The 15,897-nt window shown below is 71.9% G+C and carries 17 protein-coding genes and 1 riboswitch; of the genes, 12 read left to right on the top strand and 5 right to left on the bottom strand.

Features of this window, described 5'->3' with window-relative positions; translation table 11 throughout:
* Positions 1-8 precede the first annotated feature (8 nt).
* The 4 genes from ACP4E5_RS44020 to cynS all read left to right on the top strand — a co-directional run bounded on the left by ACP4E5_RS44020 (position 9) and on the right by cynS (position 5,546).
* Positions 9-1,460, top strand: coding sequence for a basic amino acid/polyamine antiporter (locus ACP4E5_RS44020; RefSeq protein WP_425840220.1), 1,452 nt, complete (start codon positions 9-11; stop codon positions 1,458-1,460).
* Between the two features lie 39 nt (positions 1,461-1,499).
* Complete coding sequence (locus tag ACP4E5_RS44015; RefSeq protein ID WP_425840217.1) at positions 1,500-2,762, top strand: arginine deiminase; 1,263 nt, start codon at positions 1,500-1,502, stop codon at positions 2,760-2,762.
* Positions 2,763-2,791: 29 nt separating this feature from the next.
* Positions 2,792-4,978: a phosphoinositide-specific phospholipase C-related protein gene (locus ACP4E5_RS44010; RefSeq protein WP_425840214.1), complete on the top strand. Its 2,187-nt coding sequence runs from the start codon at positions 2,792-2,794 to the stop codon at positions 4,976-4,978.
* 121 nt (positions 4,979-5,099) lie between these two features.
* The gene (cynS, locus tag ACP4E5_RS44005; RefSeq protein ID WP_425840211.1) at positions 5,100-5,546 is read left to right on the top strand and encodes a cyanase; all 447 of its coding nucleotides are present in this window, start codon (positions 5,100-5,102) and stop codon (positions 5,544-5,546) included.
* Positions 5,547-5,555: 9 nt separating this feature from the next.
* On the opposite strand, the gene ACP4E5_RS44000 is transcribed toward cynS, so the two are convergent.
* Complete coding sequence (locus tag ACP4E5_RS44000; protein ID WP_425840208.1) at positions 5,556-5,819, bottom strand: hypothetical protein; 264 nt, start codon at positions 5,817-5,819, stop codon at positions 5,556-5,558.
* Between the two features lie 357 nt (positions 5,820-6,176).
* Here ACP4E5_RS44000 and ACP4E5_RS43995 point away from each other — a divergent pair, with 357 nt between their 5' ends.
* From ACP4E5_RS43995 to ACP4E5_RS43980, 4 genes are all read left to right on the top strand, one after another.
* Positions 6,177-6,443 carry an FCD domain-containing protein gene (locus ACP4E5_RS43995; protein WP_425840206.1) on the top strand — a complete coding sequence of 89 codons (267 nt, stop codon included), beginning with the start codon at positions 6,177-6,179 and terminating at the stop codon, positions 6,441-6,443.
* A gap of 8 nt (positions 6,444-6,451) precedes the next feature.
* Positions 6,452-6,641: riboswitch (cobalamin riboswitch) on the top strand.
* Between the two features lie 36 nt (positions 6,642-6,677).
* Positions 6,678-7,733 carry an ABC transporter substrate-binding protein gene (locus ACP4E5_RS43990; RefSeq protein WP_425840204.1) on the top strand — a complete coding sequence of 352 codons (1,056 nt, stop codon included), beginning with the start codon at positions 6,678-6,680 and terminating at the stop codon, positions 7,731-7,733.
* A gap of 59 nt (positions 7,734-7,792) precedes the next feature.
* A complete protein-coding gene (locus tag ACP4E5_RS43985) occupies positions 7,793-8,806 on the top strand; it encodes a FecCD family ABC transporter permease (protein ID WP_425840202.1) in 1,014 nt (337 codons plus the stop codon).
* Positions 8,803-9,579 carry an ABC transporter ATP-binding protein gene (locus ACP4E5_RS43980; protein WP_425840199.1) on the top strand — a complete coding sequence of 259 codons (777 nt, stop codon included), beginning with the start codon at positions 8,803-8,805 and terminating at the stop codon, positions 9,577-9,579. The genes ACP4E5_RS43985 and ACP4E5_RS43980 overlap by 4 nt, the downstream gene beginning before the upstream one ends.
* Before the next feature lies 1 nt (position 9,580).
* Here ACP4E5_RS43980 and ACP4E5_RS43975 read toward each other — a convergent pair whose 3' ends face one another.
* Positions 9,581-10,201 (bottom strand): L-threonylcarbamoyladenylate synthase, encoded by a 621-nt coding sequence (locus ACP4E5_RS43975; RefSeq protein ID WP_425840196.1) that lies wholly within the window; start codon positions 10,199-10,201, stop codon positions 9,581-9,583.
* A gap of 158 nt (positions 10,202-10,359) precedes the next feature.
* Here ACP4E5_RS43975 and ACP4E5_RS43970 point away from each other — a divergent pair, with 158 nt between their 5' ends.
* On the top strand, positions 10,360-11,508 hold the full coding sequence (locus ACP4E5_RS43970) for a hypothetical protein (RefSeq protein ID WP_425840194.1): 1,149 nt from the start codon (positions 10,360-10,362) through the stop codon (positions 11,506-11,508).
* Positions 11,509-11,563: 55 nt separating this feature from the next.
* Here ACP4E5_RS43970 and ACP4E5_RS43965 read toward each other — a convergent pair whose 3' ends face one another.
* Positions 11,564-11,926 carry a hypothetical protein gene (locus tag ACP4E5_RS43965; protein WP_425840191.1) on the bottom strand — a complete coding sequence of 121 codons (363 nt, stop codon included), beginning with the start codon at positions 11,924-11,926 and terminating at the stop codon, positions 11,564-11,566.
* Between the two features lie 75 nt (positions 11,927-12,001).
* Here ACP4E5_RS43965 and ACP4E5_RS43960 point away from each other — a divergent pair, with 75 nt between their 5' ends.
* Together ACP4E5_RS43960 and ACP4E5_RS43955 are read left to right on the top strand one after the other, a co-directional pair.
* Positions 12,002-12,358 (top strand): DUF779 domain-containing protein, encoded by a 357-nt coding sequence (locus tag ACP4E5_RS43960; protein ID WP_425840188.1) that lies wholly within the window; start codon positions 12,002-12,004, stop codon positions 12,356-12,358.
* A gap of 38 nt (positions 12,359-12,396) precedes the next feature.
* On the top strand, positions 12,397-13,629 hold the full coding sequence (locus ACP4E5_RS43955; protein WP_425840186.1) for a phosphodiester glycosidase family protein: 1,233 nt from the start codon (positions 12,397-12,399) through the stop codon (positions 13,627-13,629).
* A 69-nt stretch (positions 13,630-13,698) separates the two neighbouring features.
* Here ACP4E5_RS43955 and ACP4E5_RS43950 read toward each other — a convergent pair whose 3' ends face one another.
* Positions 13,699-13,893 (bottom strand): hypothetical protein, encoded by a 195-nt coding sequence (locus ACP4E5_RS43950; RefSeq protein ID WP_425840184.1) that lies wholly within the window; start codon positions 13,891-13,893, stop codon positions 13,699-13,701.
* Between the two features lie 111 nt (positions 13,894-14,004).
* Positions 14,005-14,862, bottom strand: coding sequence for a phosphatidylinositol-specific phospholipase C/glycerophosphodiester phosphodiesterase family protein (locus tag ACP4E5_RS43945; protein ID WP_425840181.1), 858 nt, complete (start codon positions 14,860-14,862; stop codon positions 14,005-14,007).
* Between the two features lie 143 nt (positions 14,863-15,005).
* Here ACP4E5_RS43945 and ACP4E5_RS43940 point away from each other — a divergent pair, with 143 nt between their 5' ends.
* Positions 15,006-15,809 carry an aminoglycoside adenylyltransferase family protein gene (locus ACP4E5_RS43940; RefSeq protein WP_425840179.1) on the top strand — a complete coding sequence of 268 codons (804 nt, stop codon included), beginning with the start codon at positions 15,006-15,008 and terminating at the stop codon, positions 15,807-15,809.
* Positions 15,810-15,897: the final 88 nt, after the last annotated feature.

Raw genomic sequence — 15,897 nt, 5'->3', positions numbered from 1 at the left:
GGGACGTGATGGAGCAGCAGGCCTCTACGGAGCCCCGGACCTCCCCACCGCCCGCGAAACTGGCCCTGTTCACCCTCACCACCATGGTCATCGGCTCCATGGTCGGCGCCGGGGTGTTCTCCCTCCCGGCACGCTTCGCCGAGCAGACGGGGGTGGCCGGCGCCCTCATCTCCTGGGCGATCGCCGGTACGGGCATGCTCATGCTCGCCTTCGTCTTCCAGTCGCTCGCCGTGCGCAGGCCCGACCTGGACGCGGGTGTGTACGCCTACGCCAAGGCGGGCTTCGGGGAGTACGTGGGCTTCTTCTCCGCGTTCGGCTACTGGGCCAGCTCGTGCGTCGGCAACGTGACGTACTGGGTGCTGATCATGTCGACGGTCGGCACGATCTGGTCCGGGCTCGGGGAGGGCGACACCGCGCTCGCCGTGATCCTCTCCTCCGTGGGCCTGTGGGCGTTCTTCCTGATGATCCGCCGCGGCGTGAAGGAAGCCGCGGCCATCAACAAGATCGTCACGGTGGCCAAGGTCGTGCCGATCGTCATCTTCGTGATCCTGGCGCTCGTCTTCTTCGACCCGAGTGTGTTCGCCGAGAACTGGGGCGGCGCCGACTACGCGGGCTCCCTGTTCAGCCAGGTCAAGGGAACGATGCTGGCCACCGTCTTCGTCTTCCTCGGCGTGGAGGGCGCCAGCGTCTACTCGCGGCACGCCAAGCGCCGCGAGGACGTCGGCAGGGCCACGATCCTCGGCTTCCTCAGCGTCTTCGCCATCTTCGCCTCGGTCGTGATCGTCAGTTACGGGATCATGCCGATGGGCGAGATCGCCGAGCTGCGCCAGCCGTCCATGGCGGGCGTCCTGGAGGAGGCGGTCGGCACCTGGGGCAAGGTCTTCATCAGCGTCGGCCTGATCGTGTCCGTGCTCGGCGCGTATCTGGCGTGGACGCTGATGGCCGCGGAGGTGCTGTTCGTCGCCGCGAAGGACGACGACATGCCGCGCTTCCTGCGCCGCGCCAACCCCGCGGACGTGCCGGTGCCCGCCCTCCTGATGACCACGATCCTGACCCAGGTCGTGCTCGTGATCACCGCGTTCTCCGACGACGCCTTCAACTTCGCGCTCGATCTGACCAGTGCCCTCTCCCTGATCCCGTATCTGCTCGCGGCCGCGTTCGCCGCGAAGATCGGCATGCGCGCCGATCCGCTCACCGCGGGCGGGCGCACCTCGAACCGTGAACTGACCATCGCGTGGATCGCCGTGATCTACACGGCGTTCCTGCTGTACGCGGCCGGGCTGAAGTTCGTCCTCGTCTCGCTGATCTTCTACGCGCCGGCCACCATCCTCTTCGTGATGGCCCGCCGCGAGCAGGGACGCCGGCTGTTCTCGCCGCGTGAGCTCGTCATCCTCGCCGTCTCCGTCATCGGCGCCGTGCTCGGCATCGTCGCCCTGGCCGCCGGCTGGATCAGCCTCTGACCGACCCGTTCCCGTCCCACCCCTTCCGGGAGGCACCCCGTGACCGACCCCGACAGCTCCGCTCCCGCCTCGTACGGCGTCCACTCCGAGGTGGGCCGGCTGCGCAAGGTCCTCGTCTGCGCGCCGGGGCTCGCGCACCGCAGGCTGACCCCGACCAACGCGGACGACCTGCTCTTCGACGACGTGATGTGGGTGGAGAACGCCCAGCGCGACCACGCCGACTTCGTCAACAAGCTGCGCGGACGCGGCGTCGAGGTCGTCGAGCTGCACGAGCTGCTCGCGGAGACGATGGCGATCCCGGACGCGAAGTCCTGGCTCCTGGACCGGAAGATCGTCGCCAATCAGGTGGGGCTCGGCCTGATCGACGACACCCGCGCGTTCCTGGAGGGCCTCGATCACCGGCAGCTCGCCGAGTACCTCATCGGCGGGCTCGCCACCACCGACCTGCCCGACGACTACCGCTCCCCCTATGTCTCCCTGGCCCGCGAATCGACCGGCGTGCGCGAGTACTTGATGCCGCCGCTGCCCAACACCCTCTACACCCGCGACACCACGTGCTGGCTCTACGGCGGCCTCACCCTCAATCCGCTGTACTGGCCCGCGCGGCACGACGAGACGCTGCTGATGAAGGCCGTCTACCGGTTCCACCCGGACTTCGCGGGCTCGACCGTGTGGTGGGGCGATCCCGAACGGGACTGGGGGCAGGCCAGCTTCGAGGGCGGCGACATCATGCCCGTCGGCAAGGGCGTCGTCCTGATGGGCATGAGCGAGCGCACCTCGCGGCAGGCCATCACACAGGTCGCGGCCTCCCTGTTCGAGCGCGGCGCCGCCGAGCGCGTCATCGTCGCCGGGATGCCGAAGCTGCGTTCCGCGATGCACCTGGACACCGTCTTCACCTTCGCCGACCGCGACATCGTCACGCTCTACCCGAAGATCATGGACGCGGTGCACACGTTCTCGCTGCGCCCCAGCGACAAGGCGCCCGGCTTGGAGATCACCGACGAGGGCTCGGCCGCGTTCACCGACGTCGTCGCGAGCGCCCTCGGCATCGGCGATCTCCAGGTCATCGAGACGGGCGGCGACGTGTACGCGTCCGAGCGCCAGCAGTGGGACAGCGGCAACAACGCGGTCGCCCTCGAACCGGGCGTGGTCTTCACCTACGACCGCAACACCCAGACGAACACGCTGCTGCGCAAGGCGGGCGTCGAGGTCATCACCATCGTCGGCGCCGAACTCGGCCGGGGGCGCGGCGGCGGCCACTGCATGACCTGCCCCATCAGCCGGGACCCGCTCGACTACTGAGGCGGCCCCGGGACCGGTACCGTCGAGGCATGGAGAAGGTCGCGCTCCATACGCTGCTCCGCGTGGTGGCCCTCGTCGTGGCCGCCGTCGCCACACTGACCGTGTGCGTCACGGCCAGTGTCCGCGGCACGCTGCTCGACCCCGGCTTCCACGCCGCCGTCCTCGACGAACAGCACGCCTACGACCGGCTCTACAACGAGGTCCTGGTCGACCCGAAGGCCTCCCCGGTCACCCGCGACCTGCTGGCCGGGCTCGCCGTGCCGGAGGCCCAGATCACCTCGAACATCAAGCTGGTCCTGCCGCCCGACACACTGCGCGACCTGACGCGGCAGCAGATCGACGCGGTGGTCGGCTACCTCAACGGCGACCGTGCGGACCTGCGTCTCGTCGTCGATCTGCGCCCCGTCCTCGCGAACCTCGGCGACCTGGCGCACACCTACTTCGGTGACCTCGTCGCGGGCGTGCAGGACCGCTCGGAGCCCGACTTCGACCGGTTCCGCTCGGAGCTCGCCGACGGGGTGCGCGAGCTCGCCGCCGGGCACGCGCCCGAAGGCCTGCCGAAGCTGCCGCTGACACCGGACCAGGCGAGCCGCGTCGCCGACACGCTGCTCGCCCTCGTACCGGCCGGGGAGCGTGCGGGACTGCGCCCCGAGGTGGAGACGGCGCTCGCGGACGGGGACCTCGGCACCGCGCTCGCCGCCGTCGCCCCGGCCACCGTCACGGACCGCACCCGGGGCGCGGCGGACCAGCTCCGCGCCCTCGCCGACGGCGGCACCTGGGACCTGACCGACACCCTGAAGGCATCCGGCAACGACCTCTCGGGGCTCCGCGAGGTGCACCCGTACACGGCGGTCGGCCTCGGGGTGCTCGAAGTCGTCGCGGCGGGGCTGCTGTTGCTGTCCCTCACGGCGCTGTGGCTGCTCGGTCCGCAGCAGCCGGGGCGCCGCCTCGTCCTGCTCGGGATGCCGCTCGCGGCGGGCGGAGTGCTCACCGCGCTGGCCGCGTGGGTGACGCGCCTGGTCACCGACGGCCGGCTCGTCGCGCCTCCCGACTCGTGGCCGCCGAGCCTGACCCGTCTCGTCGACGACGTGCAGCGCGCCGCCGTCGGCCACCTCACCGGCACCGTGCTGTGGGTCGCGCTCGTCCCCGTGCTCGCCGGGGCCCTGCTTGCCGGGGTCGGCCTGCTCGCCCGCTCGGAGCTGGCGGGCCGGGTCCCGCGGGTGGCGCGGGAGCGGCTCGGGTCGCCGCGGCGGGCGGTGGGCCTGGGCTTCGGGGCGGCGTGCCTGGCGGTCGCGGGGATGGTGCTGATGCCGCTGGCCGCCTCCCCCGCGGCGGCCCGCGAGTGCGAGGGCAGCACCGAACTGTGCGACCGCCCCTACGACGAGGTCGCGTATCTGACCTCGCACAACGCGATGTCGACGACCGCCGACCACTTCATCGGGCCGCTCCAGGACCCGCGTATCAGCACGCAGTTGGACCACGGGGTGCGCGCGCTGCAACTGGACACCTACCGCTGGGAGACGCCCGAGCAGATCACCGGGCGCCTGGACGGCTCCGACTTCACGGCCGAGCAGCGGGCCCTGGTGACGTCCGCGGTCAACCGGATCAATCCGCCGCGCGAAGGGCTGTGGCTGTGCCATTCGGTGTGCCGGGCCGGGGCGATCGCCCTGGTGCCGGCGCTGCGCGAGATCGGCGACTGGATGAAGGACCACCCCCATGAGGTGGTCACCCTGATCGTCCAGGACGCGATCTCCGGCGAGGACACCCAAAAGGCCTTCCAGCAGGCCGGGTTGGAGAAGCTGGTGCGACGGCCGGACGCCGATCCGGCGATGCCCTGGCCGACGCTCGGCGAGATGATCGACAGCGGCCGGCGCCTGGTCGTCTTCGCCGAGAAGGCGGACGGCCCGGCCCCCTGGTACCGCAACTTCTACCGCTACGGCATGGAGACGCCGTTCACGTTCCGCTCCCCGGACCAGATGAGCTGCGTCCCCCACCGCGGCGGCGACGACAAGCGGCTGTTCCTCCTGAACCACTTCATCACCAACAACGGCGGCAGCCGCATCGACGCGGGCACCGTCAACGCCCGCCGCTACGTCCTGGACCGGGCGCACCGCTGCGAACGGGCGCGCGGCAGGCCGGTGAACTTCGTCGCCGTGGACTACGCGACGATCGGGGACGCGCAGGGGGCCGTGGACGCGCTCAACAACGAGCGGTGACGTGCTGCCGGGCGCGGAGCGCGCCTGCGTGTTACGCGAGTCGAACACACCGGAACGGCTGCCGAAACAGGGGGCCGGTAGTTGTCGGCCGAGACCGTCCGCCCCACCGCAGGGAGTCGCCGTGATCGACCGCAGCGAAGCAACCCGTCGTGCCCTGGCCGCCAAGGAGTCCGCCGGGCTGACCTTCGAGAAGATCGCCGAGGCCGTCGGCGCGCACGAGGTGTGGACGGCGTCCGCACTCCTTGGCCAGAACACCATGACCCGCGACCAGGCGGCACGCGCCGGGGCGTTGCTCTCGCTGGACGAGGAGACGGTGGCCGCGCTGTCCCGGGATGCCTCGCGCGGATCGCTGGACGCCCCGGTCCCCACCGACCCGTTGATCTACCGCTTCTACGAGATCGTGCAGGTGTACGGCACCACGCTGAAGGGAGTCATCGAGGAGAAGTTCGGATCCGGGATCATGTCGGCGATCGACTTCTCGATGGACATCGCGCGCAGGGAGGACCCGAAGGGCGACCGCGTGGTCGTCACGCTGGACGGCAAGTTCCTGCCGTACCGGACCTGGTGAGCCGCGAGGTCAGCGCGGCGCGGGGGCGGTGAGGGTGTCCCAGAGGAGGTCCTCTCCCGAGGCGACGGCCAGCCGCCCCAGGGCGGCGTCCCTCGGCTCGGACGCGTCCGCGCGGTAGGTGTCGCGGGTGTGGTTCAGTGCGGCCTCGGTCTGGAGGAGGTGGACGCGCATGGTGGCGAGGCGGGCGCAGATGCGGGCGGGGGACGGTATGCCGGGCGGCGGCGCGGTCACCGGCGCCGCGGTCAGGTCGACGGCCTCGTACGGGTGTCGCACAGGGCGGGTCGGGACGGGTGGCGGGTGACGCCCGGGCCGGTGAGGTCGATGGTCCACGGGCCCGCGCCGGCCTCGTCTCCGGGACCAGGAGCAGGGTGTGCGCGCCGGACGCCCAGGGAACGGCGGGCAGTTGGGCGGTGACGGTGCCGTCGTCGACCGGTCCTGCGGCGTCCGTGGGGAGGAAGGCGATGGTGGGCGCCCCAGCGGGGAGTGGGCCGCCGGACGCGAGGCACCAGTCGGCGGTGGCGTACTCGGCGACCGGGGTGGTGACGGCATGCGAGGCGAGGGCGCGGGTCAGGGCGAGGAGGTCGTCGAGGGTGCCGCCAGAGCCGCCCGCCGGTTCGGGGACTCACCGCCATGGCCCGCCTCAACTCGGATTTCCACTTCCGCATGTTCACCGCGTCGGGCCTGGACCTCGTCGTCGCCGAACCGCGCCGCGTCTGGCGGCTGAGCGACGGCTACCGAGCCTGTCTCCTGCACGACCCGATGTCACAGAAGCGGATCGTCGACGAGCACGCGGAGATGGTCGAGGCGCTCCGCGTCCGGGACCACGAACGCCTCGTCTCCCTGATGGACCACCACAGGGACGGAACCCGGCCCCAACTGGAGTCGGTCCTCACGTGATAGTTTCGCCGAGCCAGTCGTACCTTTGTGTGTTTTTCTACGCACACGGGTCAGGGAATCCGGTGCGAACCCGGAACTGACGCGCAGCGGTGAGGGTGACGGGCGGAGCCACTGCCACTGGGCCGGTACATCGGCCCGGGAAGGCGCTTCGCGCGGACGACCCCGAGTCCGAAGACCTGCTGGCGGCCTCCAGTGCCGCGTGGCGTGGGGGCGGACCGTAGGCCGGCTCCGCGTATGAGCCCTGGACGCGAAGGAACCTCCGTGCTGTTCGCACGTCAACTCCGCCGATGCGCCCCGCTGTTGGCGGGCGCCCTGCTGCTCACCGGGTGCGGCACGACCGCCGCCACCGAGGACAGCGCCGACAAGCGCGGCGGTGTCACGCTCGACAACTGCGGCGAGAAGGTGCGGGTCGAGCACACCCCGCGCCGCGCCGTCGCCCTCGACCAGGGCTCCGCCGAGATCATGCTGTCGCTCGGCCTCGAGGACCGGATGGCGGGCACCGGCACCTGGACCGACCCGGTCCCCAAGAATTTGGCGAAGGCCAACGCGAAGGTGCCGCGTCTTGCCGACCGCTACCCGTCGTTCGAGAAGGTCCTCGGCACCGAACCGGACTTCGCCGCGGCCTCGTTCACGTACACCCTCGGCAAGGGTGGCGTGGCGCCACGCGAGGAGTTCGAGAAGCTCGGCGTGCCCACCTACCTCTCCCCCAGTGACTGCGCCGGCAAGGACAACGGCGGGGACGGGGACGGCGTGCGGACCGAGCCCCTGGGGCTCGACGTCGTGTACGGCGAGATCCGCGACCTGGCGCGCGTCTTCGACGTGGAGGAGCGCGGCGAGAAGCTGATCGACCAGCTCAAGTCCAGGGTCCGCAAGGCCACTTCAGGGATCGACGCGCACGGCGTGGACGTCCTGTACTGGTTCGCCAACTCCGACTCGCCCTACATGGCGGGTTGTTGCGGCGCTCCGGGCGTCGTCACCAAGGAGCTCGGGGCGCGCAATGTCTTCGACGACACGCGTGCGGAGTGGCCGCAGGTCAACTGGGAGACGGTCGCGGACCGCGATCCGGACGTGCTGGTCATCGGCGATCTGACGCGCCGCTCGCAGTCCGCGGAGTCGGCCGCGCAGAAGATCGGGTTCCTGGAGTCGAACCCGGTCACGAAGCACATGACCGCCGTGAAGAAGAAGCGGTACGTGCGGCTGAGCGGGCAGGCCATGAACCCGACCATCCGGACGGTCGACGGTGTGGAGCGGGTGGCCGCGGGGCTGCGCGAGTTCGGACTCGCGCGGTGACGGCTCGCACGGTCTCTGGGCAAGCGGTGGCGGCGGGGCACCCGAAGACCCCCTCCCGGATGTCCGTTCGCGCGACGCTCGCCTGGGCGGCCGGTGTCGCCGTGCTGTGCGCCTCCGTGGCCTTCGCGATCACCCTCGGCCCCGCGCAGATCGGGGTCGGCGACGTGTGGGCGGCGGTCGGCGAACGGATCGGCCTGGCGACCTCGGACCTCTCGCCGATCCGGGACGGCATCGTATGGAATCTGCGGCTGCCGCGGACGCTGCTCGCGGCGGTGTGCGGGGCCGGGCTCGCTGTGTGCGGCACGGTGTTGCAGGCGCTGTTGCGCAATCCCCTCGCCGACCCGTTCGTGCTCGGCGTCTCGTCGGGGGCGTCGACCGGGGCCGTGCTCGTCGTCGTGCTCGGGCTCGGCGGAGGCGCCGTGTCGGTGTCGGGCGGCGCGTTCGTCGGCGCCGTCTGCTCGTTCGCGCTGGTCCTCGTGCTCAGTCACACGCTGGGCGGCAGCACGGACCGGGTGGTGCTGTGCGGGGTCGCGGCGATGCAGCTGTTCTCGGCGCTGACCTCGTTCGTCGTGCTGACCTCCGCGGACGCGGAGACGACGCGCGGCGTGCTGTTCTGGCTGCTCGGCTCGCTCAGCGGGGTCGGCTGGACCGAGGTGTGGCTGTGCCTGGCCGTGCTCGCCGTCGCGCTCGTGGTGTGCCTGACGTACGGCCGCACCCTCGACGCGTTCGCGTTCGGTGCGGAGGCCGCGGCCACGCTCGGCGTCCGGGTGGCCCGGACCCGGATCGTGCTGCTGTGCGTGACGGCGCTCCTTACGGCGGCCCTGGTGAGCGCGGCGGGGGCGATCGGCTTCGTCGGCCTGGTGCTGCCGCACGCGGCGCGCGCACTGGTGGGCCCGGGGCACACCAGGCTGCTGCCGGTGACGGCGCTCGCGGGAGCGGTGTTCCTGGTGTGGGTGGACACGGTGGCGCGGACGGTCCTCGAACCGCAGGAGGTTCCGGTGGGTGTGGTGACGTCGCTGATCGGTGTGCCGGCGTTCGTGCTGGTGCTCTACCGCGGACGGGGTGTGCGGTGACGGCGGGGCTGCGCGCGGAGCGTGTCTCGTGGTCGCCCGGCGGAGCGCTGGTGCTCGACGGGGTGAGCCTGACGCCGGAGCCCGGCACCGTCACCGGTGTGCTCGGCCCCAACGGCTCGGGCAAGTCGACCCTGCTGCGCCTCCTGTCCGGGGTGCTCGCCCCGGACAGCGGTGTCGTCACGCTCGACGGTGACCCGCTCGCCTCGGTGGGCCGCAAGCAGGCCGCGCGGCGCATCGCCATGGTGCAGCAACAGTCCGACGCGCAGGTCGAGTTGACGGTCGCCGATGTCGTACGGCTGGGCCGGGTCCCGCACCGTCGCGCCTGGCAGGCCGCGTCGGCGACCGACGAGGCGGCCGTCCGCGACGCCCTGGAGCGCAGCGGGCTCGCCGACCGGGCGCACCGCCTGTGGCACACCCTGTCGGGCGGTGAGCGCCAGCGGGTGCAGATCGCGCGGGCGCTCGCGCAGGAGCCGCGTGAGCTGCTGCTCGACGAGCCGACGAACCACCTCGACATCCAGCACCAGCTCGAACTCCTCGACCTGATCGGCACGCTGGGCATCACGTCCGTCGTCGCCCTGCACGACCTGAACCTCGCCGCCGGCTACTGCGCGCGGGTCGTCGTGCTGAGCGAGGGCCGGGTGGTGGCGGCCGGGGAACCGGGCGACGTGCTGACCGAGGAGCTGATCGCCGACGTGTACGGGGTGCGCGCCGAGGTCACCCGCCCCGGCGCCCGCCCGCACATCCGCTATCTGGGCACGACCCGGCCGGCGTGAGTCACTCGAAGCGCTCGGTGTCCCCCGCCCCCTGCCGCACGATCTCGGCCTCCCCGCCGGAGAAGTCGATGACCGTGGTGGGCACGGTGCCGCAGTCGCCGGAGTCCACGACGGCGTCGACCGCGTGGTCGAGCCGCTCCTTGATCTCCCAGCCCTGGGTGAGCGGCTCCTCCTCGCCGGGCAGCAGCAGCGTGCTGGACAGCAGCGGCTCGCCGAGCTCGGCGAGCAGCGCCTGCGTCACCACGTGGTCGGGGATGCGGACGCCGACGGTCTTCTTCTTCGGGTGCTGCAACTGCCGCGGCACCTCGCGCGTCGCGGGCAGGATGAAGGTGTAACTTCCGGGCGTGGCCGCCTTGATGGCGCGGAACACGTCGTTGTCGATCTGGACGAACTTCCCCAGCTGGGCGAAGTCCTGGCACACCAGTGTGAAGTGGTGCCGATCGTCGAGCTGCCGGATGGTGCGGATCCGGTCCACGCCCGCCCGATTGCCGAGCCGGCAGCCGAGCGCGTAGCAGGAATCCGTGGGGTAGGCGACGAGCGCGCTGTCGCGGATGCCGTCGGCGATCGCGGAGATGAGGCGCGCTTGCGGGTTTGCTGGGTGCACGTCGTAGTACCTGGCCATTCGGCGAGCGTACGGGATCGGACACGCCACGCCGGGGTACACGAAGGGCGAATCGGGCACGTACGCGCGACAATCCCGACACCGGCCCACCCTGCCCTGGCCCCCGCGCGCCCACGGACCCATACTGGTCGCGCCCCGATCACTCACAGAACGACTCCATGGCGAAGAAGAACTCAACCCCGACCCCCGTCCCCGACACCGTGTGGCTCGGACGCGGACGCCACCTCGGGCCCGAGCCCGAGCGCGACGTCCGTCGTAATCTCATCGCCCTCAAGGCGGCGGGTGTGCTCGACGACTTCCTCGACCTCGACCCCGAGGACGCGGCGCGCTCCACGGTGCTGCACCCGCGCGAGGAGGAGGCCGGTCCAGGACCCGGCGCCCGCCGGGTGTTCGAGGCGCGCTGGCGCGTCGCCGAGAACGTCACCGTGCGCGGCCAGCTCACGACGTACGACCCCGACACCCGCGCCAGGGACTCCGAAGGCGTCACCTGGATCCTCGCCGCGGAGGCGGAGCGGGCCTGGGAGCTGTCCTGGCCGTCGCCCGCGCCGATGTTCTGGCCGGACAGCGAGCGGGTGCCGTGGGACCACGACACCGTGGCGGGGCTTCGACTGCGGGCGCCGAACCACCTCCCCAAGGACGACGACGCGCTGCGCCGCCTCCTCAAGGACTGCTCGCGCTCCAGCTGGTACGTGCATGTCGTCATCCACGAGGCGATGACACCGGACGCGCGCGGCCAGCGGTCCATCACGCAGCATCTGCCGCCGAGCCTTCAGCACCGCGTGATCGAGCACCGGGCGACGCCGGACCAGGCACAGATCGTCGACTTCGGGCTGCGCAAGGACTTCAAGGCGGGGATGCCGCGCGGCGGCGCCGTCGTGCTGCCGACCACGCCGGCGCACCCGGACTACGTGGCGGACCGTTTCACCGTGCGCAGTGTGTTCCTCGACGGCAGCGAGCCGACCGAACTGGTCGACCGGATCCGGGAGTTCACGGCCTTCCCGCGGCCGCTGACCGAGGAGGCGGCGCAGGCCCTCACGCGGCTGCGCGACGGCTGGCATCTGCTCACGTCCGACGAGGAGCTGACGCACGCGCAGGACATGGTCACGAAGTACGCCGAGGCGCTCGACGCGATGACCAGGTCCCGGGACAGCTACCGCGAGGCGGCGGAAGCGGCCCGCGCCGCGCTCGCCGAGGCGCCGCGCGCCGACAGCACGCCGCACGCGCCGACGGACCCGGAGTCGCGGGACGCCTCACCGTTCGGCACGCTCGGCAAGGCGTTCGGACGCTTCCGGGGGCCGCACAAGTAGGTTCACGGCCGGCAGGTTCCGGCGCCCGCGCACCGGCGGGCGCCGAGCCTCCCCCTCATTCCTCCTCCGCCTCCTGGGCGCCCGGGTCGGACATCCGCAGCGCGATCTCCTGAAGCAGTTCGCTGGAGTTGACGTCGATGCGGCCCTCGTCGTGGACCTTGGCGAGCTGCGTGAAGAGGAACGCGAACGCCTCCACGAGTGACACGCTCGCCGGCATCAGCGCGGCGATGGCCAGTTCCGCGGCCTCCTCCGCGCTCGCCCCCGACGGGATCTCGATGGTCGGGAACACCTCCGACACGAGCCGTCCCAGCTGCGTCAGGTCGGTGTCGAGTGCCTCGCCGTCGCTGAGCCTGCGCACCATCTCGTGCGTCTCGGTGAGCACGCCGATGGCCCGCAGAATGATCTCCCTCTGTTCCATGTGCGGAGCTTATGCGGCCGGTCGCGTCGCGCGTGCAACGTGGTCGCAACGTCCCGCCCGTTTAACTGGCCCGTCATGAGCGACGTACCCCGCGTGGAGCTGACGGACGCGGCCGCCGAGCTGGTGCGGCGGCTGCACGAGGCCCACGGTCCGCTGATGTTCCACCAGTCCGGCGGCTGCTGCGACGGCAGCGCGCCGATGTGCTACCTGGCGGGCGAGTTCCGCACGGGCTCCTCCGACGTGCTGCTCGCCGATCTCGCGGTGGAGGGGGTGGCGGAGCCGGTCTCGTTCTGGATGTCCAAGAGCCAGTACGAGGTGTGGAGCCATACGCGCCTCATCGTCGACGTCGTCGAGGGGCGCGGCAGCGGCTTCTCCCTCGAGGCACCGGAGGGCGTACGTTTCCTGATCCGTTCCCGGCTGGTCTCCACATAGCCATCGACGTGCGACCCCACGTCTGCTGAACTCCCCGCATGCAGACGAGAGTTGGCAAGCGAGGCAGAAGAGTCCTTGCGGCCCTGGGGGTCGCTTCGATGCTGGCCGGTGCCGCCCTGACGGGTGCGGCACCGGCCGGCGCGGCTTCGGGCGAGCGGGTCGCCCCTGGCGTCACCTACACGGAGTTCGACGTCCCCGCCGCCAAGGGCACCGCACACGCCCACGTCCTCACCGTCGATCTGACCGACCCGCACGTGCGGGTCGACCTCCTGCACCCCGGCGCCGTCGGGGCCCGCGCCACCGTCTCCTCGATGTCCGACGCGGCCGGCGCCGTCGGCGGGGTCAACGGGGACTTCTTCAACATCACGGAGAGCCAGCATCCGGGCGTCGAGGCCACCGGCGCCTCCGTGGGCCCGGCCATCGCGAGCGGGCACACGCTCAAGGCGGCCGTGCCGGACGGGCAGCGCTTCGGCCCGGCCCTCCCGCCGGACACCTCCACCCGGGACGTCCTCGGCGTCGGCGTCGACCGGCGGGCCCGCCTCGACACCCTGGACCTCGACGGCTCGGTACGCACCCCGGACGACCGGTTGCCGCTGGGCGGGCTCAACCAGTACGCGCTGCCGGTCGGCTCGGTGGGGGCGTTCACGTCCGACTGGGGCAGCGTGTCGCGGGTGCGGGCCACCTGTGGCACGGACACCCAGCGGGCGGCTCCGTGCAGCACGGACACGTACGAGGTGACGGTGCGGCACGGGCGGGTCGTGTCGTCGGCCGACACTCCCGGCAGCGGGCCCATAGCGGCCGGTTCGACGGTTCTGGTCGGCAGGGAGGCCGGCGCGCAGTGGCTGCGCAAGCTGTCGCAGGGTGAGCCGGTCGCGGTCCATCACCGGCTCGTCGCCGCCCGCTCGCACATCCCGTACCGCTTCGCGGTCGGCGGCTATCCGGTACTGCGCGACGGCGCGCCGCTGCCGGGTCTGGACGCGACGACGTCGGCGGTGCGCACGGCGGCGGGCATCGGGGACTCCGGACACGAGCTGATCCTGCTGGCCCTGGACGGCGCTCCCGCCTACCGTACCGGCATGTCGATGACCGAAGTCGCCGCCACGATGCGGTCCTTGGGCTCGGACGACGCGTTCAGCCTGGACGGCGGCGGTTCATCGACCCTCGTGGCACGCGCCCCCGGCGCCTCTACGGTCTCGGTCCGCAACCACCCGAGCGACCCACCGGAGCGCGCCGTCGCGAACGGGATCGGGGTGTTCTCGGCCACGAAGTAGCGCGGCGCCGCGATGCGGTCCGCGCGATGTCCAGAACCTTCAATTGACCGGCGTGCTGTGCCGGTTGACTCATGGGCTCAGGCTGCTGACCAGCCCGGCGGTGGACGTGATGCCGTCGTGGATGGTCGGCGCCGCGTCGGTGCCCGCGAGCAGGAAGCCGAGCAGGACGCAGACGAGCGCGTGCGAGAACTTCATGGCTCCGTTGCGCAGGAAGATCACCGCGACGATGAGCAGCAACAGCACGACGGAAATGGACAGAGACATCGCCGAACCTCCTCCGCCACGTCAACACCGTGGCTATCGGCCGCAAGTGTGACGCAGCGGAGGGCGCCGACCGGGGCATGACCTGTCCCCCGAACGGGTGTTAACAGCCGGTCACCGTTCGTGCGTCTCCAGGAAGGCGCGCAGCCCGGCGAGGTCGTCGGTGTTCAGGTGGTCGACGTCCGCCGCCACCAACTCGCTCCAGACGGCATCGCGTTCGGGACCGGCGACGTCGGGTGTCGCCCAGAAGCGGACGCGCTGGCCGCGGGCGTGGGCGGCGCCGACGATCCCGCGCAGCTTGTCGCGCTCGGCGGCCGGGATGGGCCCGCTGCCGAGCCAGGTGAAGTTATTGGTCCAGTTGTCGCTGATGAGCGGCACGAACGAGGCGGGCGCGGGGCTGCCGAGGTCGGTGAGGCGGCCGTCGTAGAAGGCGCTGCGCCTGGTCTGCGCCTCCATCGGCGGGCGGGCGGCCCGGTCGCCGGAGACGACGACGGTGATGGCACCGTCGCGCACGCGCCCGTGGTCGTACGTGGTGAAGAGGCGGCCGTAGCGGCGCAATTGGCGGTCGAGCTCAAGGTATGTCGCCGCGCCGTCGGTCTTGATGTCGACGAGGAGTTGCAGCGGGGTGCGCCACCCCCGGTACACCGCACCGTGGTTGGCCTTCACACGGGCGGCGAGCGGGGCGAGGTAGAGGGAGGTCAGGGTGCGCGAGGGGTCGAGATCGACGGGGTCGTGGGCGACGAGGAGGTCGCCGTTCACGAGGTAGACGTCGGCCTCGACGCTGTTGAACCGCTGGTCGAGGGCGTCGAACAGGGGCCTCGGGTGCTCGTAGTCGTTGTGGGCGTGCGCGCGCCGCAGCGGCGCGGGACCGCGCTTGGACCCGGCGGCCTGCGCCAGGCCGGGGATGGTGACACCGACGGCGAGCGCGGCGGCGAAGGTGCCGAGGGCTCTGCGGCGGGTGGTCGGGGCCATGTGTGCCTCCCGTGGTGGGCCGGTGGGACACGGCGAGTATGCGGGGCGCGGGTCATGAACCGGCAGAGCTGGGACAGGAGTTGGCGCGACCGGCACCCCCGGTTCACCGCGGGGCCACCCCGCACCGAAGGTCACCGGCGTGCATGATGGCGCAGGAGCGGAAGATCGACGGCGAGCGAAGGGAGCGGGCCGTGCGCCAGGCGGAGTGCGTGGTGGAGACGTTGGGCGAGGTGCTCGGGCCGGATCTGGTGGCCGCGTATCTCTACGGCTCGGCGGTCTCCGGCGGCCTGCGCCCGCACAGCGACGTGGACGTGTTCGCCGTGACCGGCGCACCCACGTCACACCGGCAGCGCGCACGCCTCGTCGCCGCGCTCATGGAGGTGTCGGGGCAGGGTGCGGCGCACGACCCGGACCGTCGTCCGGTGGAGTTGACGCTCGTACGGCTCGCGGATGTGCGGCCCTGGCGGTTCCCGCCGAGGCGGGAGTTCCAGTACGGCGAGTGGCTGCGGGACGCGTACGAGCGCGGGGAGACGCCCGGCCCCGAGCGGGACGAGGACCTGGCGCTGCTGGTCACGATGGTGCGGCAGCGCGGTGTCGCCCTGCTCGGGCCGCCTGCCGGCGAACTGCTCGAACCGGTTCCGGCGGCCGATGTGCGCCGCGCGACCGTGGCCGGGATCCCGGCGCTCCTCGACGAGTCGGAGACGGACACCCGCAATGTGCTCCTGACGCTGGCCCGCGTCTGGGCCACCCTCGCCACCGGGGAGATCCTGGCGAAGGACGCGGCGGCGGACTGGGCCCTCGCCCGGCTCCCGCAGGAGGACCGCGCGGCGCTGGCGCACGCGCGTGCCGTGTACCTGGGTGAGGCGGAGGAGTCGTGGGAGCGACTCCGGCCCCGGCTGCGGCGCGACGCGCAGACGCTGGTGGCCGAGATCGAACGGGCCACGTAGCGGCCGACCGGCCACAAGCCGGTCCGACAGCGGCCGGGTCCGGACAGGGCCGCGAAATCCCTCCAACAGGCCGGGCCGACTTTACGTT

It is taken from the genome of Streptomyces fractus (assembly GCF_049844455.1).
Lineage (GTDB): Bacteria > Actinomycetota > Actinomycetes > Streptomycetales > Streptomycetaceae > Streptomyces > Streptomyces fractus.
This window is presented reverse-complemented; position numbering and strand designations above follow the sequence as displayed.